Consider the following 21,832-nt stretch of genomic DNA (forward strand, 5'->3'; position numbering starts at 1 on the left):
GGTGGGGTGGAACCCCACCCTACGCGTCAATGGTAGGGTGGGTTTTAAACCCACCGTTTACAGGTGGTGATAATCCTCGACGCCAACCGTGTGGTTGGTGCCTGCGAGTGGAACACCGGCCATGGCCGACGCTTCCATCGTCAAGGCTGCAAGGTCCTCAGGCTCAAGGCTGTGCAGATATGTTTTGCCGCAAGCACGGGCAAAGAGCTGCGCCTCGATGGTCAGCGTATGCAGGAAGTTGTACACGCGTTCGGCTGCCTCATCCGGGTCAAGCCGCTCACGCAGCTTGGGGTCTTGCGTGGCCACACCCACCGGGCAACGGCCCGTGTGACAGTGGTAGCAATAGCCCGGCTCAGACCCGATTTCCTCGGGATAGTTCGCCTCGGGTATGTCCTTGTTGCAGTTCAGCGCCATCATGGCCGAGTGACCGATGGCAATCGCATCCGCGCCCAGCGCGATGGCCTTGGCCACATCCGCACCGTTCCGGATACCGCCCGCATAAACAAGGCTGATCTCACCGCGTTTGCCCAGATCGTCAATCGCCTTCCGCGCCTGACGGATTGCGGCCATGCCCGGCACACCAGTGTCTTCGGTCGCAAGGTGCGGGCCCGCGCCCGTGCCGCCTTCCATACCATCGATATAGATACTGTCGGGGTCACATTTCACGGCCATCCGCACGTCGTCATAGACACGGGACGCACCCAGCTTGAGCTGGATCGGGATTTGCCAGTCTGTGGCTTCGCGGATCTCCTGAATTTTCAGCGCAAGGTCGTCGGGACCCAGCCAGTCAGGGTGACGCGCGGGCGAGCGTTGGTCGATCCCGGCAGGAAGCGACCGCATCTCGGCAACCTGGTCGGTCACTTTCTGACCCATCAAGTGGCCACCCAGACCAACCTTACAGCCTTGGCCAATGAAGAACTCACAGCCATCCGCCAGAACAAGGTGATTGGGGTTAAAGCCATAGCGTGACTGGATGCACTGATAGAACCACTTGGAGCTATAGCGCCGCTCATCGGGGATCATGCCCCCTTCGCCTGAACAGGTCGCCGTGCCTGCCATGGTCGCCCCACGGGCCAGAGCCGTCTTCGCCTCATAGGACAAAGCACCAAAGCTCATGCCAGTGATGTAGACTGGGATGTCCAGCTCCAGCGGCACTTTTGCGCGGGGGCCGATCACGGTCTTGGTTTCACATTTCTCACGATAGCCTTCGATCACAAAGCGTGTGAGTGTCCCCGGCAGAAATGTCAGGTCATCCCAGTGCGGAATCTTCTTGAAGAGCGAGAAACCCCGCATCCGGTAGCGTCCCAGCTCGGATTTGATGTGGATATCATCCATCACCCGTGGTGGGAAAATAAAGCTGTCACCGATACGGTTTACGTCGCGGTCCAGCGCCTTTTTTGTCGGCAGATCTCCGTCAGCCATATGTCATATCCTTTCCTAGATGGAATGGCACAGCCCGGTTGCCCGGGCCGGGGCCGAATTACAGAATGAGCTTCTTCTCGGTGGGCTCAAGATTGTCGTAGTTCCACAGCATCTTGCCCGCGACGATCTTGGTGAAATGATCCACGCCTTTGTCGGGCATCAGGCCGTATTGCGTGAGCTTGCGTGTGAGCCAGGCCTTGTCGAGATCGGTCAGCTCAGCTTCAACCGCGTCCACACCCAATGACTTGATTTCACCCCCGACAAAGATCGTGCCGTCATACATCGAGTCGCCCAGGTTCTTGCCTGCGTTGCCGCAGACCACCATGCGGCCCCGCTGCATCATGAAGCCCGAAAGCGCACCGGTGTCGCCACCCACGATAATCGTGCCGCCCTTCTGGTCGATGCCCGTCCGAGATCCAACCGAGCCACGGCAAACCAAGTCACCGCCACGAATGGCCGCGCCAAAAGTCGAGCCGGCATTCTTCTCGATCATGATCGTGCCGGACATCATGTTCTCACCGCAGGACCAGCCAACCCGGCCATTGATGCGCACATTCGGCCCGTCAATCAGACCAACCGCAAAGTAGCCCGTAGACCCTTCGATGATCAGGTTCAGTTTGCTGAGGATGCCCACACCAAGCGAATGCATGCCGCGCGGGTTCTTAAGCACCACCGTGCCGTAGCCCTGCGCCATCAGATCACGAATGCCGGAATTCACTTCCGTTGTGGTCATCCCATCGCAATCCATCTCGGTGCGCTTGTTGAAATCAACATCAGGTGCCCAAGGATAGGTGAAGCGCTCTTCGGCATCGGGGTCAAACTCTACATAGAGCGATTTGCCCGTCAGCGCTTCGGTGCGCATCCCCAGAGCGGTCACCCGCTCTTCCTGGGTCATTTCCTTCAGTTCTGCGTCTGTTACGCCTGCCATACCCGGACCTCCTCGTCATATGGGTCATACGTGTCGATCTCTTCGGGAAGGATCGCGCGGATTGCCACCTCTTCTGAGGCCATCGCAATCAGGTCATCACTTTCGTAAAGAACCAGTGGTTTTGCCGCCATTGTGTCCTTGGCCATGCCAAGCTGATCTTTGGTCGCCACCAGATAGGTAAACACGCCATCAATCTCTTCGATCGACTGGCGCAGGCTGTCCTCAAGCGACACACCATTGGCAAGGTTGTGCGCAGTGTAGACGGCCAGAAGCTCGGAGTCGCAGTTGGACATGAACCGGTGGCCCTTGCGCTCCATCTCGCGGCGCATGATCCAGTAGTTGGTGATCTGGCCGTTATGCACAACGCTGACGTCGTTGTAAGGGAACGCCCAGTATGGGTGCGCCGATTTGATGTCCACGTCCGACTCGGTGGCCATGCGGGTGTGACCAATTGCATGGGTGCCTTGAAAATCATTCAGGCCATAAGCTTCTGACACAACCGTCGCGTCGCCAAGGTCTTTGATCAACTCAAGGCCATTGCCCATCGAAAGGATCTCAACACCATCGGTCTCTTCGATATGCTCAGCCATCTCGCCGGTGTCACCATCATGGCTGATGACGTAGCGCAGAGAATATTCCCGAGGGGCATCCTTGGATTTCACCTTGGCGCCATGCTCTTTGAGAATGGCTTCAACCTCGGTGATGCGGTCGGCGATCACCTGATGGATGCCGCGGCCCTTTTCCATGTCCTCGGCTTCGGCCACCTTCAAGCGCATGATATAGTCGCCCTTGGTGGGGTTGCCGTAGACGGCATAACCGGTGCTGTCAGGCCCCCGGTGTTTGAGCGCCTGCAACATGGCGGTCATTTCCGACCCGACCGAGCTGCTTTTGCCCTTGTGAATTAGTCCAGCAATTCCACACATCTGGAAGCGCCTCCTCTGGGTTGCGTGTTCGTGTAAGGTGGCGGCGAGTTCCTCAACCCGCTGCCAAAAGCATGGTCTGCCTCAGGGAAGACATTCCATGTAAGTTTCACTGTCCCAATCGGTGACGGTTGCGTTGAAGCGCGCAAATTCGTCATACTTGTATTCATGGAACAGGCGGTACATCTCGCCGGGCAGACCGCGCTGCACGACAGGGCTGTTTTCGAGGAAATCAAGGGCCTCGCCTAGCGACATTGGCAGTTTCTTAACCTGCTTGCCGGCTTTGATCGCCTCGTAGATGTTACGCTCTTCAGGTTCACCAGGATCAAGCTTGTTGTCGATACCATCATCCATGGCCGCCAAGAGGCAAGAGCCCATCAGATATGGGTTCACCATCGAGTCAACAGAGCGGTATTCAAAGCGCCCCGGGGCCGAAACCCGAAGACCTGTCGTGCGGTTCTGAAAGCCCCAATCGGCGAAGATAGGCGCCCAGAAACCGGTATCCCAAAGACGGCGGTAGGAGTTTACAGTAGAAGATCCGATGGCCGTCAGGGCCTGCAGATGGTGCACCACACCACCGATCGCCTCGAGCCCTTCTTTTCCAGGCATTTGCGGGTCATCATCGTCGGGCATGAAGGTGTTTTCACCACCTTTGACATACATGTAGTTCTCGGCCATGCCCGGCAGGTCATCGGGGTTGTTGCCGCATTTTACGAACTGATCCTCACCCCCGCGCCACAGGCTCATGTTGTGGTGACACCCCGACGCCGATACGCCCATGAAAGGCTTGGTCATGAAGCAGGCGAAAATGCCGTGCTCGCGCGCCACCTGCGCACAGATCTGGCGATAGGTGGTCAGACGGTCCGCATTGCGCAGCACATCGTCGAACATCCAGTTCAGCTCCAACTGACCCGGTGCATCCTCGTGGTCACCCTGGATCATATCCAGACCCATCTGGCGCGCGTATTTGATCACCTGCATGGATACCGGACGCAGGCTTTCGAACTGGTCGATGTGATAGCAGTAGGGCTTGGAGAACCCGTCTTTGGGCTTGCCATTCTCATCGAACTTGAGCCACATCATTTCCGGCTCTGTGCCGATGCGCAGGCTGCGACCGTGCTTTTTCTGAAAATCCTCATGCATCCGGCGCAGGTTGCCCCGGCAATCTGATGTCAGGTAGCCGCCCGGATTTTCCTTTTCTTCCCGGTTGCGGAAGAGCGTGCAGTAGAATCGACCAATCTGCGGCGCCCAGGGCAGCTGCATAAAGGTTTCAGGCTCTGGAATGCCGACCAGCTCAGCAGCCTCAGGGCCATAGCCCAGATAGTTGCCCGCACGGTCGGTAAAGAGGTTCACCGTGGCGCCGTAAACCAGCTGGAAGCCTTTCATGGCAACGCTTTCCCAGTGATCGGCGGGAATGCCCTTGCCCATGATTTTGCCGGTTACCGAAACGAATTGCAGGTACAGATATTCAATGCCCTTGGCATCAATCATCTTCCGCACTTCTTTGATTTTCTCGGCGCGACCCGGCGCCTCTACAAATCTTTCGAGATCAGTTTCAGCCACAATATAACTCCCTGATGTTATGCAAGCCTCCGATGGTTCGCCGGCGCTTGCGAATTTTTGTTTGGTGGCAGGGGGCGAAAAAGCTCCCCTATCATTAACAATTCCCAGAGCCGGTCCAAAAGTCAACCGATTTTGATCCAAATTCGATAATTTTGCTGGAATACCCCGAAAAATGGTTTAGTATTGGTCTAAATTTAGGGGATTCTGATGGCAGACGCACAGAGAATGGGCGCGGCGGACATAGCTGCTTTGGTCAGACGCGAGATTGCAAAGGGAACCTTGCAGCAACATGACCGCCTTCCGCCAGAACGCGTGATGTCTGACACCTATGGGGCGGCACGCGGCACCGTGCGTAAGGCTCTGCTGCAACTCGAAGAAGAGGGCTTTGTCGAAACCCGTCCCGGCAGTGGCACATATGTGGTCCACAAGTCCGAAACCATCTCGGCCAGCGAAATCGAAAACGCCACGCCGTTGGAACTCATGGATGCCCGCTTTGCACTTGAGCCGCATATCTGTCGCCTTGCGGTGCTGCACGGTCGGCGCGCCGATTTTGATCAAATGGAGATCCTGTGCGCCCGAATGGAGGCAAGCATGGAAGACCCGGTTGCCTTTTCCGAGGCAGACACGGCCTTTCACCGCGCTCTGGCGGAAAGCACACGCAATGGTCTTTTGGTTTGGATCATGAACCAGATCGCCAACGTCCGCGGACAGGATGACTGGACCCGCATGCGCCGCCTAACGCTCGATCTGCAGACGATCAATCTTTACAACGCGCAGCATCGTCAAATTCTCAACGCCCTGCGAACACGCGAGCCAGAGCGCGCCGCGAACGTGATGAAAGAGCACTTGGAAACAGCACGGCTGTCGCTGACACGGGCCTCAGAGACATGAGTTGAAGTAACAATTCTAGTAGCGGCCAAATACAGACTACCAGACCTTGCCCCATTGCTGCTATGGCACTTTCCATATCTGGAAGGTTGGGCATTTGTTCAGGACCACTCGTAAACATTCACCGGCCGTACAAAATCAAGTTCTGGATCGTGTCGTAGCAACCTTCACCAAGCCGGAACCGCTTGAATTGTTTGCGGAAGAAGGCAATCGCGCGGCCTGTTTCGGGGAAGCATTGCACGCAATCTCTACCCATGTCGGCGAAGATATGGTGTCTCCCCCGGATCAAGCGATTCTCAGGCCTTTGGAAGTCGCGTACCGGAAAATGAAAACAGTTTGGGGGGATTTTAGCCCTCAGGACTTTACGCTTTACGCCATGTCACTTCTTCTCGCGCAATTGGAAGACAAGGACGAAATACGCCGCTTCAGGCGTGGCGCGGCGAAGTATCTGTTGGAAACAAAGTCTCAGATCGCACCAGAATTTCAGAAGCTGACTCTCAATGCTGAGATCCTTCTGAAATCTATGCCCGCTGCGCCCAAGAGCCCGTGGGAGCTTATTGTGTCAGGGACTCAGGCGACCCCTCCAATTTGCAAGGATTTGGACAGGTCCGCGGTGCAACTCAAAGGCTCTGATTCTGCTCTGCGAGAACCGAAGAGACCCGCAGCAGCACGGACAGACAACAACATATACAGACGGTCCACAATTGTTCACAAACGAAACCACCTGCGTGTCGTGCAGCAAGATGCAGCGCCGGCCGGCGCGGGTTTAGCAAATGACACAGCAGACCATCCCCGCGCGTCCGTGGCGCTCGACAAGAGCGAAAACAAAGCCATCTTAGTCACCACTACTCTCGCTTTGCTCGTTTTCGCGGCGCTTATTCTTGCTGTGTTGTTTTTCGTAGAGATACCATCGCCCACAGGTTGATAGGCCTTTTGAGCGAGTTCCTTCCTGACCGCACACGTCACCTTTGCGATACAGTTTTCCAATTCACGATATTCGGTACTCTGCGCTTTGAATGAACACGTCTCCATCTTTCCGCCCCTTGCCCCGCCCTGTCCTGCCCCGTATCTAGAACCCAACCGCAGTCAAACCTCGGAGACCGATATGTTCAAAGGATTGGGCCAAATGGGCGACATGGCCAAGATGATGAAGGCCGCTCAGGAAATGCAGCAGAAGATGGCGTCGCTGCAGGAAGACATGCACAATCTGATGGTCACCGGCGAATCCGGAGCGGGTCTGGTCAAAGCCACCTGCACGGCAAAGGGTGAACTCAAGGGTCTGGATATCGACCCGTCAATCTTCAATTCCGACGATAAGGAAGTTGTGGAGGATCTGATCCTTGCCGCCATAAAGGATGCCCAGACCAAGGCAACAAAGAAGGCTCAGGAAGAGATGGGAAAGATTACCGAAGGTATGGGGCTTCCCAAGGATATGAAGCTTCCATTCTAGGGCGCTCTGACTGGGCATGAATTCCACGCGCGATCTGGAAGCTCTCATTGAGATGATGGCCAAACTTCCCGGGCTGGGTCCGCGTTCGGCCCGCCGCGCCGTGCTTCATATGATCCGCAAACGTGAACTTTTGCTGACGCCTCTGGCAGATCTTATGCAACAGGTTGCTGTCACGGCTCGTGAATGCCTCAACTGCGGCAATATCGGCACCACGGATATTTGCGACATCTGCGCCTCTGAGAAACGAGCGAACGGTTTGATCTGTGTGGTTGAAGATGTCGCCGACCTGTGGGCCATGGAACGCACAGCCATGTTCAAGGGACGTTACCATGTGCTGGGCGGAACGCTTTCAGCCTTGGACCAGATCGGCCCGGAACAGCTTCGTATTCCAAAGCTCTTGGACCGGGTGCAAAGCGAGAATATCTCAGAGGTCATTTTAGCTCTCAACGCCACAGTTGATGGTCAAACAACGGCACATTACATCGCCGACCAATTGGAAGACCGCGTAACGCTCACCTCGCTGGCGCAAGGTGTGCCAATCGGAGGAGAACTAGACTACTTGGATGACGGCACGATTTCTGCTGCTCTCAATGCGAGGAAAGCTCTTTAAAGCGTTCGACCTAAAACCTGACTCACAGCTTTGGGTCGAATGCAGCGCAAGGTATGCGTGTTGCTTGCGCCGTGCCTTTGTTTGATGTCTCAGGTTAAAGGCCGGACGCTTTTGGTCTGGCAACATCAACCCAGACAGGCAGGTCATGTCCAAGTGCTATCACCGCCCCCAAACGCCCCAGCTCATCACTGCATTTCGCACCGCGCCCACACCCTGCTGTCGCGACGCTCACTCGATCACTCAGACGTTTCAGGATCGGTCGCTGATCCTCGCTGAAGGTTGTGACACATGACGCAATATAGCGCGACCCCAGCTTGGCTGAGGGCATGAGAGTTGTCAGGATTTCATCCAGGGTTCCGCCTACTGCGCCATCACCGCCTTGCCGAAACCATTTCTTAATTTGGCCGATATCCCCCAACACGACATCGCTGGGGTCTCCTCCCAGTTTGATGTAATACCGCCCATCGGGATACTTGATCGGTGGCAATAAATACATATCCGTGCCATCTCCGAAATACTGTATCACAGGCGGCAACCCGGTTAGCCGCTCGGCTTCACGTTCCTCGACCTCCACCATCAGGATGGTGCGCGCCATGACTGTGATGGGCAGTGGCTCTGACAAGACCATGTTCGAGAAACCACCCGCAGCTACCAGAACCTGGTCAGCCGTAAATTGCCTGTCTTCTGTTTCGATTTCGACGCCGGACGCTGTCTCCCGAACACCGTTCGCAATCTGGAGAGCACGTGTTGCTCCGGCGTTCTGCGCAATGGCAATCTGTGCCGCGACCAGAGCCCGAGGATCGATGTAGCCCGCGCCTTTAGGCTCAAAGAGGGCATGCGTCGAAGCATCAAAGGAGAAATCAGGGAATCTGGATGACAGCGCACCAGCAGAATAGCTTTGAAACTCATAGCTTTCCTGTATCGCCAGCGCCTGGGTTTTCGTTATAGCCGGATGACCCGAAGGCCCGGCCATCAACAATCCACATTCTGTGTAAAAAGGAATACCGCTTTCGGCCTGGATGTCGCCGTATCGTGCAATACTGTCCGCGCTTGCTCGTGCCCAGAACGGATCCGGGTCAAGCGTGCGCGTGATCCGACCAGCGTCATAATGTGACGCAAACACACCCTTATGGTGCTTCTTCTCGCGCGGTTCGTCTGGACCAATCAGGCACACCTCATGGCCAAGCTTTGACAAATGACGGGCGGCGGCAGATCCGATCATGCCTGCCCCAATGACTGCGACTTTCACGGCACGCCCCCGTTCCACCTGGCAGTTTAGTTGGCGCGAGAATGCGTCAAGCTTCGTCTTTGTCCTCTTCGTCACCGTCACCGGACGGCAAGTTAAAGAAGCTGTCCGCGTCGATTTCCTTCTCAGGCTCTTCGGGCTCGTCGTTACCAAGGCTGAACGTCTCAAGCCCTTCAATCGCTGTCGGAATGCGCGGCTCTGCATCGGCCTCAAGACTTTGCTCGGTACTCAGAAGCTTGCGACGCTCGTCATCATCCATGGGCGCGCCTTCCTTGGCCTTTTTGGCAGCGGCCTTTTGTACAACCGCGTCAAGTTCGCTTTGCTTACATAGTCCAAGCGCCACCGGATCCACCGGCTCCATGCTCGAGATGTTCCAATGCGTGCGCTCACGAATTGACTGGATCGTGGGCTTGGTGGTGCCGACAAGTTTGGCAATCTGGCTGTCTACCAGCTCTGGGTGAAACTTCACCAACCACAGGATCGCATTTGGGCGGTCCTGACGTTTCGACAAAGGCGTATACCGTGGACCGCGTCGCTTTTCCTCGCCCACGGCCGCTGGGTTAAACTTCAAAGTCAGCTTATGCAGCGGGTCTTTCTCGGCCTTTTCAACTTCTTCCTGCGTCAATTGATTGTTGGCAATCGGGTCGAACCCTTTGACACCAGTCGCCACATCCCCATCGGCTATGCCTTGCACTTCCAATTCATGTAGGCCAACGAAATCGGCAATCTGCTTGAAGCTGATTGTTGTGTTGTCCACCAGCCAAACAGCGGTGGCTTTGGTCATCAATGGCTTTGACATCGCGGCATCTCCTTGGCGCAAATCTGTCCCGTCGCCTGGAAAAGGCGGTCCTGAGGGTCTTCAGGACGGGTTTCCGTTGTCGGGGAACTTGGCGCGTATATAGTCGGGACAAATCCAAAAAGAAAGAGCGATCTGTTGCGTGCGTTTCTCGTTTTTCTGTTCACGGCGTCATCGGCCATGGCCGACGCAGACAAGCCCGGTGTGTTCGACTATTATGTGCTATCTCTCAGTTGGTCGCCCAACTGGTGTGCGCTCGAAGGCGATGCGCGCGACGCTCCACAATGCGATGTGTCACAGGATTATGGCTGGGTGCTTCATGGACTGTGGCCTCAGTATCACCGCGGCTGGCCCGCCCATTGCCAAACCGCCGAACGCCCTCCCTCGCGCAGGATGACGCGCGAGATGACGGACATCATGGGAAGCGCGGGTTTGGCCTGGTATCAATGGCGCAAGCATGGATCCTGCTCGGGCCTCTCTGCACCGGACTACTACGCGCTTAGCCGTGAGGCCTATGAGCAGATTGAACGCCCCGAGGTTTTTCGCAAACTGAACAAACCCGTAGAACTGCCAGCCTCTGTTGTGGAAGACGCGTTTCTCAAGGCCAATCCGAACCTGACCCGGGACATGGTCACCGTCACCTGCCGCGCGGATCATATTCAAGAGGTTCGGATATGCCTGTCGAAAGACCTCGACCCAGTGCCCTGTGGGCGCGACGTGATCCGAGATTGCACACTTAAGGATGCACAGTTTGAGCCAATCCGATAAAAGGCATTCTTGCTTCTTTCTTGTCCGAAATACCCTATTGCGCGGCCCACAGTCCTAGATCAGCTGGGTGAGAAGCACGACCGCTGCCACCGGCCAGAGCACCACATGCAGCACATGGTCCAGCCAGTTGCTACTGCCCCAGCCAAGCGTCCAGATACCTTGCGCGAGGACAGCCACAGTCGCCAGAAACCAGTTGCCGGTTAGAAGGGCATAGGCACAGACCACCAGCACCATGATCGCCACGGGCTTTGGCGCGTAGCCATAGCGGTAGAGATCAAGTGGCAGCTTGCCGAAAGCGGCCAGCAGAAACCCGGTGTAGAGCAGTAAGAACACCCCTATTTCGAACGCGGCAAAGCCGGGAATGGGTATGCCAAACGCCACGGCAACATCGCGCAGCGCCAAGGCGGGCAACATAACGCCAAACGGCGCCAACAGCGCGACAAAACCGTTTATGCCAATGGTTTTTCGCAAAATGGTCGCGCAAGCGCCACCTGCCCCCACGGCACAGATCAAAGCCAACCATGCAGGCAACACCAGACCGGTCACCGCAAAGGCCACCCAGCCCAGCAAAATGGCGATGCATGCCTTTGCCCCGAGCTCTGTCATTGCACCGCCACCCAATCCGAATTGAACGCCAGGACCCTCAGGCCTTTCTTATTGCCCACCGAATACGTCAGCAGAATCGTCCCGTCGGGGAGCGTGCGCAGCATCGGATACCGGGCTCCAGCCCCTTGCGATGCAACTTCTTTCAGAAAATGAAACGTCTCGCCTTCGTCCTGTGACAAAAGCAGGCTAAGACGATCATCCGGAGTGGTTGCATCATTGGCCGCCATCAAGATCAGCCCATGCCCCAGCGAGAGTGCCGCGACCGGCGCGCTGGGATTGGCCATATCGATCGGCACCGCATCCGTCCAGGTTTGCCCACCATCCGGCGTCTCGCATTTCAGGACGTGCCCGGAGGGGTCAAAATCGCGCAGGAAGGCCACCGCGTGTGTCTCAGTCAAAGGCACGACCATCGGCTGGATGGGTTTGCCCTCTCCGCTCATCCGTGCCGTGTCGCGCACACGGCCATCCTTGGCGAACCGAACAAACGTACCATGCGTGGCCCCAAGCTCGAAATAGGCGGGCAAGCCGTGGCTGCCGTCGGCGAATTTCACCATCGGGGATTTCACCAGATGCGAGCGATTGAGAAACGGCGACAGGTTCAGCTTGCGCGCCCAGACCGGACCTTGCGGTCCCATTTGAACATCTGCAACCGACGCCATGGCCCAGCCCCCGACCGAGACCACCGTCGCAAAGACATGTCCGGGGCGGGCGTCGTTCTCCACCGTGTTGCCAAGCGTGACCACAAGCTGTTCCGGCTCCATTGCAGCGCCCAGATCGGCGCGGCCGATACGTGTCCCCTGATCCGTCTTGACCCATCCTTCACCAGACCGCTCAAACCGTGCAAAATAAATGTCCACATCCGCCTGCGCCTCGGCTGAGCCTTCGAACCATAGAAGCTCAAAACCTTTGTCCGTGACGACCAGAGAGGGCGCGTGTGCCTGGCCCTCGGTGATATCATATTCAAACACCGTCTCAAATCTGGGCGTGCCTTGTGACGGAACCTCATCGGGCGGTGCGAACCGCCAGACAGGCGCTTTGTCACGCCGCATAGCCACAGCGCTGAGCAAAAGGCTGAGGCCTGCCAGACACAAGATGACCGCCTGTGCCGTGCCCATGTCTCAACCCACCTTCAGAACGATTTTGCCAATGTGATCAGAGCTCTCCATGCGGGCGTGCGCCTTGGCGGCATCCATCAGCGGAAACTCTGAATCCATCACTGGTGCGACGCGCCCGGCCTCCAACAACGGCCAAACGTGGCGGCGCAAATCCTCGGCGATGCGCGCCTTGGCAAGGGTCGATTGAGGCCGCAGGGTTGAACCGGTGACGGTCAAGCGCCGGGTCATAACCTGTGTAAAGTTAACATCAACCCGCGGTCCTTGCAGGAAGGCGATCTGCACCAGGCGTCCCTCATCGGCCAGCGCATCCAGGTTTCGTGCAAGATAGGCCCCGCCAACCATGTCGAGGATCAGGTTTGCGCCCCCGGCCTTCTGCAACACAGTGACGAAATCTTCCGTGCGATAGTTGATCGCCTGCTCTGCCCCAAGCTTCAGGCATTGCGCGCATTTGGCATCGGATCCGGCGGTGGCAAACACCCGTGCGCCATAGGCATGGGCCAGTTGAATGGCCGTTGTCCCAATGCCGCTTGATCCGCCATGCACAAGAAAACGCTCGCCCGTCCGCAGACGTCCGCGTTGAAACACATTGGTCCAAACGGTGAAAAACGTCTCAGGCAGACACGCTGCCTGTTTCAGGGTGAGACCTTTGGGAACGGGAAGGCAATGCGCCGCCGCAGTGACCACATATTCGGCGTAGCCGCCGCCGGGCAACAGAGCACAGACCCGATCCCCCAAAGCCACATCCGCGACGCCGGGCCCGAGGGCCACGACCTCTCCTGCGCCTTCCAGACCGGGAAGGTCGCTAGCGCCTTTCGGGGGATCGTAGAGCCCTGCGCGCTGCAAGGCATCGGGCCGATTTACACCCGCATAGGCCAGCTTGATCACCACCTCGCCATGGCGCGGCACTGGAATGGCCCGTGTCGATGGCACCAGAACCTCTGGCCCACCGGGTTTGGTGATCTCAACGACACGCATTGTCTGAGGCAAGTATCCACCCTCCACGAGGAAAGGTGGTATCAGCCTCGATCAGAATTGCAAAGAACCGGTGATCAGCGACTCCAGCGGCCCGGCATACCGGTATGAGGCCTGCCAGACGGAGCTTTGATCCGGTTGAGGAAGGAGAATGGACCTTTCATAAGGCCATCGACCAGCTTGCTCTCGCGCGCCTTGGCTTTGACTTTCTCAAACTGCATCACATCCTCAATCCGCCGGTCAAGAAACGCCCAGGTTTTTTCATGCCCTTCGCTCTGATCACCCAGCCAGTAGAGAACGGTTGACGAATAGACACCCGACAGCGTGGCACGCTTGGTGTACCAGTTCACATCGTCCGACGTGTCCCCCAAAGCGGTCCAGATATGATCGCAGGTCTTCCAGATCGCCTGCGCCCCCTCAAAAGCGTAGTGCGGCAAGGCAAAAAGCGTCATGCCCCGGCGCACCAGTTCCTTGTCCTCCACCGCTTCCAGACGAAACCGAACCGCCGCCGTCACCTTGTCGCGAAACCGCATCTGGTTAAGGTCCGCATCATTCAGACTGGCCAGCATGGCTTGGTCGCCCTCCTCATGATACGCCATCGCCAGATCAACCGCCCCGCGCGGACAGACCGCCGCAGCAAGGCCCGGGCTCACCCCGGAATCCGCTTGCGCCGCTTTGAACGTCGCCTCGCTCCAACCGTCGAACGGCACGTGCGGTTTCGCCGCTTGCAGCAGCGCGTCTTTCACGTCTGTGTCGGCCATCGGTGTCTCCATCGTGATCAGGTGTTGCCCTAGACAAGCTAGAACGCCTTTGCTATACGGCCACTTCCTGCAATCTTATGCAACTTTAACCTAGAAAGGTGGTGACAACCACATGCAGGTCAGTGTTCGCGACAACAACGTCGATCAGGCGCTTCGTGCCCTGAAAAAGAAACTGCAGCGTGAGGGCGTGTTCCGCGAGATGAAGCTTCGGCAACATTTCGAGAAACCCTCCGAGAAGAAAGCGCGCGAGAAGGCCGAGGCCATCCGCCGCGCCCGCAAACTCGCACGCAAAAAAGCCCAGCGCGAAGGTTTGCTCTAAGGAGCTATCTCGCAAGGCTGAGTAAGATGACCCCCGGGCAGACGCTTCGGGGGTTTGTCTTTTTTGGGGGACATAAGTCTGGTTTAGTTTCAAGTACTGTGCATGATGTCGGCTTTGAGCCCAAAGTGTTAACCAAATAGCGTCGATGACAAGCTCGCTCCATCGGTCACAACAACCGGAATTCCGAATGCCTCAATAACATTCTCCGGCAAGTGTTCGGGCATATCTGATCGCGCAACAACAGGAACAATGCGTCCTTCTGGCGAAAAGAGCATATAGGGTCCGCGTTTTAACAATTCAAAAAGCAACTCATACAACGAATGGTGACCATAGGGTCTATCAATTGAGATAACAGTAGCAGCGTTGTTTTCTTGAGTTATGGAGTATTCGCAATAGGTTTTTTCGTCGTGGGCCAGAACACCTTCAAGATCATTATTTGGCGATTTCCCGAATAGTTCAAGCACCTCCGATGTGGGCATGCCGCCTTCTTTTTGGTTCCAATATCCGAGTATGATGATTGAAATGCTCATGTGACTAGGCTCTCACTCGATTGTCAAAGTTCAATACCTATATGAAAATCGGTTAACAAGAATGTCCGTTTTGTCCGCAAACCAGCCATCGCCTGAGTCTATTTTTCCGCCCCCAGACTTGCCCCTTCCGCCCCTCTGGCCTAGACCATCCACAACACACGCCAGGGAGGCCCCAATGACCAAGTTTGATAAGAAAATCCTGCCCAGCCGTCATGTGACCGAGGGTCCGGCTCGTGCGCCGCATCGGTCGTATATGTACGCCATGGGGCTCTCGGAGGATGAGATTCACCAACCTCTCATCGGTGTGGCCACCTGCTGGAACGAGGCGGCGCCGTGTAATATCGCGCTCAACCGTCAGGCGCAGTCGGTCAAGATGGGGGTTAAAGAAGCCGGCGGCACGCCGCGGGAATTTACCACCATCACCGTCACAGACGGTATCGCCATGGGGCATGAGGGCATGCGCTCCTCTCTGGCCAGCCGCGAGGCGATTGCCGACACGGTTGAGCTGACCATGCGCGGGCATTGCTATGACGCGATTGTGGGGCTTGCGGGCTGCGACAAATCCCTTCCGGGCATGATGATGGCGATGGTGCGCCTCAACGTACCGTCCGTGTTCATCTATGGCGGTTCCATCCTTCCGGGTCGGTTCCAGGGCAAGGACGTCACCGTTCAGGATGTGTTTGAGGCAGTGGGCCGGCATCAGGCCGGGGCCAATTCGGACGAGGAGTTGACGGCGTTGGAAAAAGTCGCTTGTCCGTCCGCAGGGGCCTGTGGCGGACAGTTCACAGCCAATACCATGGCCTGTGTTTCTGAGGCGGTGGGTTTGGCACTGCCGAACTCTTCTGGTGCGCCTGCGCCTTACGAGTCGCGCGATGCCTATGGCACTGCTTCGGGCGAGGCAGTCATGAACCTGCTCGAAAAGCGCATTCGCGCGCGGGATGTGGTCACGCTCAAGAGCCTGGAGAATGCCGCACGCGTGGTGGCCTGCACAGGGGGGTCCACCAATGCCGGCTTGCACCTGCCTGCGATTGCGCATGAGGCTGGGCTTGAGTTTTTCCTCGATGACGTCTGCGAGATTTTCAAGGACACGCCTTATTTCGTCGATCTCAAACCCGGCGGACAGTATGTGGCCAAGGACCTCTACGAGGTGGGCGGCGTGCCGGTGGTCATGAAAGAACTGCGTAAAATCGGCATGATCCATGAGGATTGCATCACCGCAACCGGGCGCAGCATGGGCGAAGAACTGGACTTGATCGAACGTGAAGCCGACGGCCAAGTGATTTATCCCGCCGCGTCACCCATCACCAAGACCGGTGGTGTCGTTGGCCTCAAGGGCAACCTTGCCCCGCAAGGCGCCATCGTGAAGGTCGCAGGCATGAGCGAAGAAGAGCAGGTCTTCTCCGGTCCTGCGCGTGTCTTTGAGAACGAGGAAGAGGCATTCGAGGCCGTGAAGATGCGATCCTACAAGGAAGGCGAAGTGATCGTCATCCGCAACGAAGGTCCCGCGGGCGGGCCGGGCATGCGCGAAATGCTGGCAACCACAGCCGCCCTTTCGGGCCAAGGCATGGGCAAGAAAGTCGCGCTCATCACAGATGGGCGCTTTTCGGGTGCGACACGTGGCTTCTGCGTCGGCCATGTTGGCCCAGAGGCAGCACATGGCGGGCCGATTGCGCTTATTCAGGATGGCGATGTCATTACCATCAATGCCATCACCGGTGAATTGAGTGTTGATCTGAGCGATGATGACTTGGCCAAGCGCAAAGACGCCTGGGCCGGGCCGCGCGAGACGATCTACGCCTCAGGCGCGCTATGGAAATACGCGCAGCTTGTGGGGGAGACGTATAAAGGCGCTGTCACACATCCCGGCGCCGAGGCTGAGCGGCACGTTTACGCAGATCTGTAGCCAGATAAAGGCCGCACGGCGGCACCGTGCATTGATTGACCCGGAATGGATTGTTTCCAAATCCGGGTTAATGCTATGCAAAGAGACGTGGGGCATTTTACAGCGGTCTCGAAACAAATGGATCGGGCATACAACCGATGAAACGTTCGCTTGTGGATTGGGTCGCGGCGCGACGCGGCGTGCAGAAATGGCGCAACACGGCGGCCAAGGCCTCTGATTTGCGTCTGTCTGAATTGCGCCGTGAACGGTCTCGTGCGCAGGAACTCCGGTATTTTCTGAACGAGTTTATTTCTCAGGCGGATCAAAGGCTGGCCTTGCCGATGATCGGATCCAGTACTTTTCCAAAGCCACATGGAACAGATTGGTCCTGGCGGCCTGCCGTCTGGCGCGAACCTTTGGCTGTACCGGGGCGCTCCTCGGTGCAGAGCAAGACACAGCTTGGCGATGAACTGACACTGTTTCATGATTGTCGGCATTCGGAATTAACTCTAAGGCAACTGCGTAACACACGTGAAGCCGATCTTGCGCCCTTTGGTCTACGCATGGATGTGTTCAGCTTTGATGGCTCCTTCCTCTCTCTGGTGCTGGATTTGCCCGATGAGGCCATTGTCGGGCTGCAACGTCGCCATCTCATTCGGATGGACACAATTGTGGAGATGGAGAAGCCGCTGGAAATCTTTGCCCGGCTCAACGTCAAGCATGGGCCGAACACTGAGCAAATCGTACGTGAGTTGCCGCTGCACGAAGAAGAGATCATGGTCGAATTCGACCTAGCCTATACCAAACTCAATGAAAAGCGCATTGAACGCGCCTGGATCGACCTGATTTTTGAGAACCCACAGATGAGTCAGGTGATCCTGCGAGACCTTACATTTAGCCGACGCCCCCGGGCGGAATTATAGACGCAGGAGCATGGCATGACAGCATGGACATTGACCAAGACGCGGCTCTTTGAAGGTGTCTGGGAAGGCGTTTTGACCAACGAAGGTGTTGACGCGAAGGTTCCCGAAATTGTCGTGACGCATTTGCAGGAACCTGTGCCCAATGTCGACCTGCGGGAAAACAAGGAAGAGGCCTGCTGGGTTTTGCGCGTGCCAATCCCCGTGGACCGGATTTCAGATGGTCTGCAAACCTTTGTAATTTCTGATGCAGGCACGGAAGAGACGCTGGGGAGTTTTGCCCTCATGTCAGGAGATGCGCTTAGCTATGATATTCGTGCAGAGATGACACTTTTGCGCGAAGAGCTTGATATGCTCAAACGTGCGTTTCGACGTCATTGCCTTGAGACGATGTAGTTTGGCCGCCTCAAGCGTTTCGCTTTTGACCTGAGACATCAGCCAAAGGCGAAACGCGTTCAACGATTGAGTGTCTCGCGGCGTTTCGCGATCATCTGCGGGTCAAGTTTATCGCGAAACGCTTTATTCCAGCGGAATTTCCAATCGCAGGAACCCACGTTCCGTTTGATCCAGGGCCCTGGCTGAGAGTGACTCCATGTCATTGTGGTGTTTTGTGACACCTGGGCCAGTCTCCAAGCAAACCGAGGCGTTTTCAACAGGTAAGAAAGCCCACGACGGCGTTTCCCGATTAGCGAAATCACAACCGTTTTTCTTAATATACTGCATAAGCAAGTCGCGGATGAGCGTCTGACCAGTGTACACCAAGCGGTCCTGGTCGGAATAGGCAACCATCCCAGAGCTGAACGCCCGGAAGCTTTTGAGGGCCAAAATAAAGTCATCGTCTTCCGATACGGGCCGTCCCTGATGGCGCAGATCGCCAATGCGGCATGCCTTCGGATTGGTGATTGCTCCGCTTTCATTGTAGCGCGCGGGTTGGGTCAGGTTTATGTTGTATGTTAGCCCGCAGATCGTATCAAAAGTGTGTCCAGCAAAATCTGGATTCCAAAGGTGCTGGCGCATTTTCCCTGGAACGACCTGTTGGAAACACGAAACCGCGCGCTCCAGCCATGCAACGATCTGAGCGCCCTGCACGCGGATGCCGACCAAGGTGTTCGGGAACGGGTAGATATCGGCAATGTCGCGGACAAAAATGTCACCAGCGGCGATGTCGGTGTAGTACCCCGGCCCTCCCGCTCCTCCGGTTTTATAAGGTGCGCTCACCGACAAGATCGGAACACCGGCAAATGGGGTGTCAGCCAAAGCGTCCGCCAACGCATCGCGTTTACAGGCCATGATCAGGTATTGCCCCAAATCAGGGCGAAACTGGCTCAGATAGCTGTGAATGGGTTTGCAAGTCCGGCTGATCACTTTCGAAGTGTAGGCGAGCGTCACCTGATGTGCCTCATCGACGAGCCGCGAAACAGTTTTGTCCGGCTCAATTCCCGCTCGGTCAACGGGCCGGACCTCTGCAAAGTGATCGGTGATCCGCCAGCCATCTTTTTGAGGGGCGAGTTTGAGGTCGATCACGCCTAAATGAGAGCCCCGAAAGCCCGCCATGATCGAAGGAACATCTGCAAGTGCGCCATTTTCTACAGAAATTGCGGGATGGTGCGGCGAGTCTGCGGGATCAGGAAAAATATTGTGTGTGTGCCCCGTCAGGATCGCATCAACTCCGGGCACATGTGCCAAAGCCAGGCCAACGTTTTCCTGGTCTGGCTCCGTAACGCCCTCGCCGATCCCAGTATGGGCGAGTACGACCACAATTTGCGCCCCTTTGCTGCGCAGCAAGGGCACGTAAACCTTCAGCGTTTCCACCATGTCGCGGACTTCAAGACGGCCGGCCAAATGATCTTGGTCCCAAAGCAGAATTTGCGGAGGGACCAAACCGATCACACCGATTTTCAGCTTGTGTGGATGTCCGGAATTATCGTGGACCTCACGGTTGAGCAAAATGAATGGCGGCAAGAGGTGTTGGTCTTTTTCTGGGTTGCTTGGATGCCGGACATGAACCGCGTTGGCACAGACAAGCGGAAAATTTGCACCTTTGAGAGTCCGGGTCAGCCAATCCAGACCAAAGTTGAATTCATGGTTGCCAAGCGTCGCCGCGTCATAGGTCACATGGTTCATGGCATTGATGACAGGATTGCTCTTAGTCCAGCCGTTTTCAGGTCGCGCGCCGATGTCCGTTAAGGCCGAGCCTTGCAAGAAATCACCATTGTCAAAAAGAAGCGTGTTTTGAGCCTCTGCGCGCGCCTTATGAATTTGCGTCACAACACGGGCAAATCCAAAGTCTTCAACGGGCGCATCTTTGGCATAATCATAAGACAGGATGTGGCCATGGAGATCAGTGGTTCCGAGAATCCGAACCCAGATATGTTGATCTGGCTCTTGTACAGCGCCAACGCAAACTCTGCCGCTGGTGTCACATCGCCATGGCCAAGTTACTGTATCAGAATATGCAAGCGTGTTCGTTCTTTTCACCTAAATCTCGGTAATCAATAACGGATTTCCCATGACCCATACGTATTCCAATATACCTTAGGTTGCAATAAAAATTGAGTTAACGCATTTAACGGGAGAGCGGAAAGCTCTTGCCCCAAATCAGTGATCATGGCACCTGCAAGTGCGGAGGTCACGTTATGCGTCATGCCGAAACAGTCACATTCGGAGGTTCTGGCCTTGATCGCTGCGCGGAGCTTCGGTTACGTCCTGATGAGATTCAGAAACTGGTTCGTGAAGGCCGGGCGTCTGCCGTAGTGCAATGGCGCGGCAAACCCTTGGTGGAAGCACCAGATCTTGACAAGCTCACACGCCTCCCCGCCGATCATCCGTTGATGTCTAAGGATGTTGAGGGCCCGATCTTGTTGGGCCGGGAGGAAGATGGCCGGGTCGTTCTGGCTTATGAGTTGAAAGACTGGGCGCCGGACGATCTTGACGCGGAAAGCCTCGGTGGTTTTGTCGACCAAAGCGAGCAAACCCATCCTGATCTACCCCAAACACAGGTGTTTGCCGAACTGCGTCGCATCATGACACGCCTTTCACCCCGCGATGCGGAATTGGCAGCGTCGGCCAAAGCCGTCCTGGGCTGGCATGCAACGCATCGGTTTTGCGCCAGATGCGGGTCCGCAACTCAGATCACACAATTCGGCTGGCAGCGCATTTGCCCGGACTGCAGCGGCCAGCATTTTCCCCGCACAGACCCGGTTGTCATCATGTTGATCACCCATGGGAACCGTGTCCTGATGGGGCGGTCGCATGGCTGGCCCGAGGGGATGTATTCCCTGCTTGCAGGGTTCATTGACTCCGGGGAAACGATGGAAGCTGCGGTGCGCCGAGAAGTGATGGAAGAAGCCGGTATTCGCGTGGGCGAGGTTGGATATCTCGCCAGCCAGCCCTGGCCCTTCCCGGCGTCCTTAATGTTTGGATGCTGGGGGCAGGCCCTCTCAGAAGAGATCCGCGTAGACCCCACAGAAATCGAAGATGCCATCTGGGTGACCCGCGAAGATATTGCGCGTGCTTTTGCGGGCGAAAACCCTGACATTCTGCCGGCCCGAAAAGGGGCCATCGCACATTTTTTGCTGCGCAACTGGCTTGCCGATACGCTATAAAAAGGTAAACAGGGAAAAAGACCAACCCAAAAGGGTTAACAAAAGAGGCCAGCAGATGAAGTTCGTAGAGCGCGAAGATATCGAAGCGCCCATCGAATACGTATTTTCCCAGATTTCAGATTTTCCGGCGCTGGAGCGATCTGCCATGCGGCGCGGCGCCGAGGTTCAACGTGTGGACAATCTGGGTCAAAACGGTATCGGCATGGCATGGGACACGTCTTTCATGCTCCGCGGCAAACGGCGTGATATGCATTTGGAAATGACGGATTATGATGAGCCTAATTGTCTTGCCATTGAATCGAACTCCGCCAACCTGGCGGGTTACATGATGATTGACCTTGTTGCGCTATCGCGCCGCAGAACACGGCTAACAGTCGAAGTTTCGGTCAAGCCCAAGACACTGACTGCGCGGCTTTTACTGCAATCGCTGAAGCTTGCGCGCACCAACATGACGCGGCGATTTGCGCTTCGCGTGGCGGAATACGCCAAGGATGTTGAGGATCGCTTCAAGGCAACTGCATAAACAAAAAG

The 21,832-nt window shown here is 56.4% G+C and carries 23 protein-coding genes; 11 read left to right on the plus strand and 12 right to left on the minus strand.

The features are described 5' to 3' along the window. Window positions 1-57: 57 nt before the first annotated feature. The 4 genes from RZS32_RS04820 to RZS32_RS04835 all read right to left on the minus strand — a co-directional run bounded on the left by RZS32_RS04820 (window position 58) and on the right by RZS32_RS04835 (window position 4,833). Complete coding sequence (locus tag RZS32_RS04820) at window positions 58-1,422, minus strand: FMN-binding glutamate synthase family protein (protein ID WP_317055896.1); 1,365 nt, start codon at window positions 1,420-1,422, stop codon at window positions 58-60. A gap of 58 nt (window positions 1,423-1,480) precedes the next feature. Next, window positions 1,481-2,350: a GXGXG motif-containing protein gene (locus RZS32_RS04825; RefSeq protein WP_317055897.1), complete on the minus strand. Its 870-nt coding sequence runs from the start codon at window positions 2,348-2,350 to the stop codon at window positions 1,481-1,483. Next, the gene (locus tag RZS32_RS04830) at window positions 2,338-3,273 is read right to left on the minus strand and encodes a glutamine amidotransferase (RefSeq protein WP_339106823.1); all 936 of its coding nucleotides are present in this window, start codon (window positions 3,271-3,273) and stop codon (window positions 2,338-2,340) included. Before RZS32_RS04830 ends, RZS32_RS04825 begins: the two co-directional genes overlap by 13 nt. A gap of 81 nt (window positions 3,274-3,354) precedes the next feature. Beyond that, on the minus strand, window positions 3,355-4,833 hold the full coding sequence (locus RZS32_RS04835; protein ID WP_317055899.1) for a glutamine synthetase family protein: 1,479 nt from the start codon (window positions 4,831-4,833) through the stop codon (window positions 3,355-3,357). A 207-nt stretch (window positions 4,834-5,040) separates the two neighbouring features. Between RZS32_RS04835 and RZS32_RS04840 the strand changes: the two genes are divergently transcribed. The 4 genes from RZS32_RS04840 (at window position 5,041) to recR (ending at window position 7,781) form a co-directional block, all read left to right on the plus strand. Further along, window positions 5,041-5,724, plus strand: coding sequence for a FadR/GntR family transcriptional regulator (locus tag RZS32_RS04840; RefSeq protein ID WP_317055900.1), 684 nt, complete (start codon window positions 5,041-5,043; stop codon window positions 5,722-5,724). A 94-nt stretch (window positions 5,725-5,818) separates the two neighbouring features. Next, entirely contained in the window at window positions 5,819-6,646 is an 828-nt protein-coding gene (locus RZS32_RS04845) for a hypothetical protein (protein WP_317055901.1), read from the plus strand. Window positions 6,647-6,826: 180 nt separating this feature from the next. Continuing rightward, entirely contained in the window at window positions 6,827-7,171 is a 345-nt protein-coding gene (locus RZS32_RS04850) for a YbaB/EbfC family nucleoid-associated protein (protein ID WP_317055902.1), read from the plus strand. Between the two features lie 16 nt (window positions 7,172-7,187). Further along, entirely contained in the window at window positions 7,188-7,781 is a 594-nt protein-coding gene (gene recR / locus RZS32_RS04855; protein ID WP_317055903.1) for a recombination mediator RecR, read from the plus strand. 94 nt (window positions 7,782-7,875) lie between these two features. On the opposite strand, the gene RZS32_RS04860 is transcribed toward recR, so the two are convergent. Both RZS32_RS04860 and RZS32_RS04865 read right to left on the minus strand, forming a co-directional pair. Then, on the minus strand, window positions 7,876-9,030 hold the full coding sequence (locus tag RZS32_RS04860; protein ID WP_317055904.1) for an NAD(P)/FAD-dependent oxidoreductase: 1,155 nt from the start codon (window positions 9,028-9,030) through the stop codon (window positions 7,876-7,878). A 46-nt stretch (window positions 9,031-9,076) separates the two neighbouring features. Next, window positions 9,077-9,826, minus strand: coding sequence for a DUF1013 domain-containing protein (locus tag RZS32_RS04865; RefSeq protein ID WP_317055905.1), 750 nt, complete (start codon window positions 9,824-9,826; stop codon window positions 9,077-9,079). A gap of 177 nt (window positions 9,827-10,003) precedes the next feature. Here RZS32_RS04865 and RZS32_RS04870 point away from each other — a divergent pair, with 177 nt between their 5' ends. Continuing rightward, the gene (locus RZS32_RS04870) at window positions 10,004-10,591 is read left to right on the plus strand and encodes a ribonuclease T2 (RefSeq protein WP_317055906.1); all 588 of its coding nucleotides are present in this window, start codon (window positions 10,004-10,006) and stop codon (window positions 10,589-10,591) included. Between the two features lie 54 nt (window positions 10,592-10,645). Here the strand turns inward: RZS32_RS04870 and RZS32_RS04875 are convergent, their stop codons facing one another. From RZS32_RS04875 to RZS32_RS04890, 4 genes are all read right to left on the minus strand, one after another. Next, a complete protein-coding gene (locus RZS32_RS04875) occupies window positions 10,646-11,197 on the minus strand; it encodes a hypothetical protein (protein WP_317055907.1) in 552 nt (183 codons plus the stop codon). Beyond that, window positions 11,194-12,312 carry an exo-alpha-sialidase gene (locus RZS32_RS04880; protein ID WP_317055908.1) on the minus strand — a complete coding sequence of 373 codons (1,119 nt, stop codon included), beginning with the start codon at window positions 12,310-12,312 and terminating at the stop codon, window positions 11,194-11,196. Before RZS32_RS04880 ends, RZS32_RS04875 begins: the two co-directional genes overlap by 4 nt. Before the next feature lie 3 nt (window positions 12,313-12,315). Next, entirely contained in the window at window positions 12,316-13,287 is a 972-nt protein-coding gene (locus tag RZS32_RS04885) for an NAD(P)H-quinone oxidoreductase (RefSeq protein ID WP_422395956.1), read from the minus strand. A gap of 74 nt (window positions 13,288-13,361) precedes the next feature. Then, window positions 13,362-14,045 carry a COQ9 family protein gene (locus RZS32_RS04890; RefSeq protein WP_317055910.1) on the minus strand — a complete coding sequence of 228 codons (684 nt, stop codon included), beginning with the start codon at window positions 14,043-14,045 and terminating at the stop codon, window positions 13,362-13,364. A gap of 112 nt (window positions 14,046-14,157) precedes the next feature. Between RZS32_RS04890 and rpsU the strand changes: the two genes are divergently transcribed. Further along, window positions 14,158-14,364, plus strand: a complete 207-nt coding sequence (rpsU, locus tag RZS32_RS04895) for a 30S ribosomal protein S21 (protein WP_007818122.1) — start codon at window positions 14,158-14,160, stop codon at window positions 14,362-14,364. Window positions 14,365-14,492: 128 nt separating this feature from the next. Here the strand turns inward: rpsU and RZS32_RS04900 are convergent, their stop codons facing one another. Further along, complete coding sequence (locus RZS32_RS04900) at window positions 14,493-14,894, minus strand: hypothetical protein (RefSeq protein WP_317055911.1); 402 nt, start codon at window positions 14,892-14,894, stop codon at window positions 14,493-14,495. A gap of 175 nt (window positions 14,895-15,069) precedes the next feature. Between RZS32_RS04900 and ilvD the strand changes: the two genes are divergently transcribed. The 3 genes from ilvD (at window position 15,070) to RZS32_RS04915 (ending at window position 18,092) form a co-directional block, all read left to right on the plus strand. After that, window positions 15,070-16,797 carry a dihydroxy-acid dehydratase gene (gene ilvD / locus RZS32_RS04905; RefSeq protein ID WP_317055912.1) on the plus strand — a complete coding sequence of 576 codons (1,728 nt, stop codon included), beginning with the start codon at window positions 15,070-15,072 and terminating at the stop codon, window positions 16,795-16,797. A gap of 137 nt (window positions 16,798-16,934) precedes the next feature. Next, the gene (locus tag RZS32_RS04910) at window positions 16,935-17,699 is read left to right on the plus strand and encodes a DUF6478 family protein (protein ID WP_317055913.1); all 765 of its coding nucleotides are present in this window, start codon (window positions 16,935-16,937) and stop codon (window positions 17,697-17,699) included. Between the two features lie 15 nt (window positions 17,700-17,714). Further along, a complete protein-coding gene (locus tag RZS32_RS04915) occupies window positions 17,715-18,092 on the plus strand; it encodes a hypothetical protein (protein WP_317055914.1) in 378 nt (125 codons plus the stop codon). A gap of 123 nt (window positions 18,093-18,215) precedes the next feature. On the opposite strand, the gene RZS32_RS04920 is transcribed toward RZS32_RS04915, so the two are convergent. Further along, a complete protein-coding gene (locus RZS32_RS04920; protein ID WP_317055915.1) occupies window positions 18,216-20,174 on the minus strand; it encodes a bifunctional 2',3'-cyclic-nucleotide 2'-phosphodiesterase/3'-nucleotidase in 1,959 nt (652 codons plus the stop codon). Window positions 20,175-20,332: 158 nt separating this feature from the next. Here RZS32_RS04920 and nudC point away from each other — a divergent pair, with 158 nt between their 5' ends. Together nudC and RZS32_RS04930 are read left to right on the plus strand one after the other, a co-directional pair. Continuing rightward, window positions 20,333-21,301, plus strand: coding sequence for an NAD(+) diphosphatase (gene nudC / locus RZS32_RS04925; RefSeq protein ID WP_317055916.1), 969 nt, complete (start codon window positions 20,333-20,335; stop codon window positions 21,299-21,301). A 55-nt stretch (window positions 21,302-21,356) separates the two neighbouring features. Beyond that, window positions 21,357-21,824, plus strand: a complete 468-nt coding sequence (locus tag RZS32_RS04930) for an SRPBCC family protein (protein ID WP_317055917.1) — start codon at window positions 21,357-21,359, stop codon at window positions 21,822-21,824. The last annotated feature ends 8 nt before the right edge of the window (window positions 21,825-21,832 follow it).

This window comes from Roseovarius sp. W115, assembly GCF_032842945.2.
In the GTDB taxonomy this organism is placed as follows: Bacteria; Pseudomonadota; Alphaproteobacteria; order Rhodobacterales; family Rhodobacteraceae; genus Roseovarius; species Roseovarius rhodophyticola.

Excerpts from the sequence above, each read along its gene's own strand:
- RZS32_RS04820 (WP_317055896.1), bottom strand. The coding sequence starts at position 1,422 with ATGGCTGACGGAGATCTGCCGACAAAAAAGGCGCTGGACCGCGACGTA.
- RZS32_RS04825 (WP_317055897.1), bottom strand. The coding sequence starts at position 2,350 with ATGGCAGGCGTAACAGACGCAGAACTGAAGGAAATGACCCAGGAAGAG.
- RZS32_RS04830 (WP_339106823.1), bottom strand. The coding sequence starts at position 3,273 with ATGTGTGGAATTGCTGGACTAATTCACAAGGGCAAAAGCAGCTCGGTC.
- RZS32_RS04840 (WP_317055900.1), top strand. The coding sequence starts at position 5,041 with ATGGCAGACGCACAGAGAATGGGCGCGGCGGACATAGCTGCTTTGGTC.
- RZS32_RS04850 (WP_317055902.1), top strand. The coding sequence starts at position 6,827 with ATGTTCAAAGGATTGGGCCAAATGGGCGACATGGCCAAGATGATGAAG.
- recR (WP_317055903.1), top strand. The coding sequence starts at position 7,188 with ATGAATTCCACGCGCGATCTGGAAGCTCTCATTGAGATGATGGCCAAA.
- RZS32_RS04865 (WP_317055905.1), bottom strand. The coding sequence starts at position 9,826 with ATGTCAAAGCCATTGATGACCAAAGCCACCGCTGTTTGGCTGGTGGAC.
- RZS32_RS04870 (WP_317055906.1), top strand. The coding sequence starts at position 10,004 with ATGGCCGACGCAGACAAGCCCGGTGTGTTCGACTATTATGTGCTATCT.
- RZS32_RS04875 (WP_317055907.1), bottom strand. The coding sequence starts at position 11,197 with ATGACAGAGCTCGGGGCAAAGGCATGCATCGCCATTTTGCTGGGCTGG.
- RZS32_RS04880 (WP_317055908.1), bottom strand. The coding sequence starts at position 12,312 with ATGGGCACGGCACAGGCGGTCATCTTGTGTCTGGCAGGCCTCAGCCTT.
- RZS32_RS04885 (WP_422395956.1), bottom strand. The coding sequence starts at position 13,287 with ATGCGTGTCGTTGAGATCACCAAACCCGGTGGGCCAGAGGTTCTGGTG.
- RZS32_RS04890 (WP_317055910.1), bottom strand. The coding sequence starts at position 14,045 with ATGGCCGACACAGACGTGAAAGACGCGCTGCTGCAAGCGGCGAAACCG.
- rpsU (WP_007818122.1), top strand. The coding sequence starts at position 14,158 with ATGCAGGTCAGTGTTCGCGACAACAACGTCGATCAGGCGCTTCGTGCC.
- RZS32_RS04900 (WP_317055911.1), bottom strand. The coding sequence starts at position 14,894 with ATGAGCATTTCAATCATCATACTCGGATATTGGAACCAAAAAGAAGGC.
- ilvD (WP_317055912.1), top strand. The coding sequence starts at position 15,070 with ATGACCAAGTTTGATAAGAAAATCCTGCCCAGCCGTCATGTGACCGAG.
- RZS32_RS04910 (WP_317055913.1), top strand. The coding sequence starts at position 16,935 with ATGAAACGTTCGCTTGTGGATTGGGTCGCGGCGCGACGCGGCGTGCAG.
- RZS32_RS04915 (WP_317055914.1), top strand. The coding sequence starts at position 17,715 with ATGACAGCATGGACATTGACCAAGACGCGGCTCTTTGAAGGTGTCTGG.
- nudC (WP_317055916.1), top strand. The coding sequence starts at position 20,333 with ATGCGTCATGCCGAAACAGTCACATTCGGAGGTTCTGGCCTTGATCGC.
- RZS32_RS04930 (WP_317055917.1), top strand. The coding sequence starts at position 21,357 with ATGAAGTTCGTAGAGCGCGAAGATATCGAAGCGCCCATCGAATACGTA.